2 protein-coding genes are annotated in these 2,476 nt (G+C 66.0%); one reads left to right on the top strand and one right to left on the bottom strand.

Annotated features, from left to right (window positions below; all coding sequences use genetic code 11):
* The first annotated feature begins 92 nt into the window (after nucleotides 1–92).
* Entirely contained in the window at nucleotides 93–1,394 is a 1,302-nt protein-coding gene (gene murA, locus M3P27_01820) for a UDP-N-acetylglucosamine 1-carboxyvinyltransferase (GenBank protein ID MDP9267047.1), read from the top strand.
* A gap of 1 nt (nucleotide 1,395) precedes the next feature.
* Here murA and M3P27_01815 read toward each other — a convergent pair whose 3' ends face one another.
* Nucleotides 1,396–2,331, bottom strand: a complete 936-nt coding sequence (locus tag M3P27_01815) for an EamA family transporter (GenBank protein MDP9267046.1) — start codon at nucleotides 2,329–2,331, stop codon at nucleotides 1,396–1,398.
* Between the last annotated feature and the right edge of the window lie 145 nt (nucleotides 2,332–2,476).

The raw sequence follows: 2,476 nt of genomic DNA, 5'->3' as shown, positions 1-2,476 counted from the left end.
AATCCTCCCTGGTACCGCCCCCGCCACCCCATCCACAGCGATTCCGATTTATCCTTTAAGCCAGCGACGGGAAGAAACCGGCTGACACTGATATGGACAAGTTTGTGATCCGCGGTGGCAATCCGCTGGTGGGCACGGTGCGCGTGAGCGGCGCGAAGAACGCGGCGCTTCCCTGCATGGCCGCCGCACTGCTCACCGACGAGACCGTCACGCTCGAGAACATCCCTGACGTCCGCGACATCCAGACCGAGCGCAAGCTGCTGGTTGCGATGGGCGCCGAGGTCGAGCTCGGCTATGGACGCGCGCACCATCGCACCACCATCAACTGCGCCAAGCTGACCAAGCCCGAAGCCACCTACGACCTGGTGAAAACGATGCGCGCTTCCACGCTGGTGCTCGGTCCGCTGGTCGCGCGCACCGGGCGCGCGCACGTCTCGCTTCCCGGCGGATGCGCCATCGGCGCTCGCCCGATCGACCTGCACATCCGCGGACTCGAAGCGCTCGGCGCGACCATCACGCAAGAGCACGGCTACGTCGAGGCGCGTGCCGACCGCCTCAAGGGTGGACACATCGTCTTCGAGAAGATCACCGTCACCGGCACCGAAGATCTGCTGATGGCCGCCGTGCTCGCCGATGGCGAGACCATCATGGAAAACTGCGCGCGCGAGCCCGAAGTGGCCGACCTGGCCGCGTTACTCACTAAGATGGGCGCGAAGATCGAAGGCGCCGGGACGTCCACCATGAAGATCCAGGGTGCCAACAAGCTGCACGGCGCGAAGCATCGCATCATCCCCGACCGCATCGAGGCGGGCACGTTCCTCATCGCCGCGGCGATGACCGGCGGCGACCTCATCATCTCGGGCTGCGATCCTCACCACCTCGGCGCGCTCATCCAGAAGCTGAACCAGTGTGGCGTGAAGGTGAAAGAGAGCGGGGACACCATCCGCGTGCTGGGCGATAACCCCATCACCGCTGCGGACGTTTCGACGGAAGAGTATCCCGGCTTCCCCACCGACATGCAGGCGCAGTTCATGGCGCTGGCGACGCAGGCCGAAGGCACCTCGATCGTGACGGAGAACATCTTCGAGAACCGCTTCATGCACGCTCAGGAGATGGTGCGCATGGGCGCGAACGTGAAGATCGAAGGCCGCCGCGCCATCGTTAGAGGAAAGACACCACTCTCCGCCGCCGCCGTGCTGGCCAGCGACCTGCGCGCATCGGCTTCGCTGGTATTGGCAGCGCTGGTGGCGGACGGCGAGACCATCATCGACCGCGTCTACCACATCGACCGCGGCTACGAGCGCATCGAGGAAAAACTGCGCGGCGTGGGCGCGCAGATGAGACGCATCGGCGAGATGCTGCCCCGCAAGATCCCCGCGGCACAGCAGGCCTGATCTAGTCTCTCAACGACAAAACCTTTTCTGGTTCGGCGCGTAACACCGTCGCCACCGCGCCGAGCACTACCAACACTGCTGCGATCACCATCGGCGGCGCCGGCTCGTGCAGCAGCAGCGCGCCTTCCAGCATCGCTCCCACGGGGATGATCAGGCCGATGGTCGAGAGCTGGTAGGGACGCATGCGTTTCAGCAGCCAGTACCACACCGCGAAAGCGACCGCCGAGCCCATCACTGCCAGGAACAGCAGCGCGGCGATGGCCTTGCCGCTCCAGTGCGATTCAGCGTCGCGCTCCACCACCATGCTCAGCGCGCCCAGCAGGACGGTTCCCACCGCGAGTTGCAACCCGGTGCTGACCACCGGACTGATACCCTGCGCGTTGCGCTTGGCGTAGTGCGCCGACCAGCCGGTGCTCACCGCTCCGGCCAGGATCGCGAGACCACCCGCCAGCCGGTGGGGTGACAGGCTCATCCCGGTCCAGAACAGCGCGACGATCCCGCCAAAGCCGATCACCATAGCGAAGACGGCGCGCCGCGGGACGGGCTGGCGCAGCATCACCGGGGTGAGCAGCGCGATCACCAGCGGCGTGGTGGCGGAGAGCACCGCCGTCATCGACGACGTGACGTACTGCTCCGCCCAGAACACCACGCCGAAGGGGATGGTCATCATCGTGACGCCCAGCATCGTGACCACGCGCCACTCGCGGCTGCTCTTCGGCCACTGGTCTCTGCGGATCGCGGCCAGACCCAGCAAAAATGCTGACGCGATGGCGAAGCGCAACGACGCCGCGCGGAATGGCGGCACCTCGGCCACCAGGACGCGGATCGCCATCCACGTGGTGCTCCAGATCGCGCACAGCAGCGCGAAGCCCAGCCAGTGGCGCAGCTTCAGTGGACGCTCGGCTTGCTGATCTTCTGCTTGCGGAGTTGCTTCCATCGGATTCAGGGGAAAAGCGCCGCACAAAAAGAAGGACCGCGGTTTAGATACCGCGGCCCTTGCCTGCGACTCTGATCTATTTACCGGTTGCCGCGATCGCCACCGCCGCCGCCGCGGCCACCACCGCCGCCTCCGGGACCACGCC

The sequence above is a fragment of the Acidobacteriota bacterium genome, from assembly GCA_030774055.1.
Lineage (GTDB): Bacteria > Acidobacteriota > Terriglobia > Terriglobales > Acidobacteriaceae > JACPNR01.
Note: the sequence above shows the minus strand (reverse complement) of the source record. Positions and strands in the feature narration are given on the sequence as shown.

What these genes read in the sequence shown, in the direction of transcription:
- murA (MDP9267047.1), top strand. Translation starts at nt 93, where the DNA reads ATGGACAAGTTTGTGATCCGCGGTGGCAATCCGCTGGTGGGCACGGTG.
- M3P27_01815 (MDP9267046.1), bottom strand. Translation starts at nt 2,331, where the DNA reads ATGGAAGCAACTCCGCAAGCAGAAGATCAGCAAGCCGAGCGTCCACTG.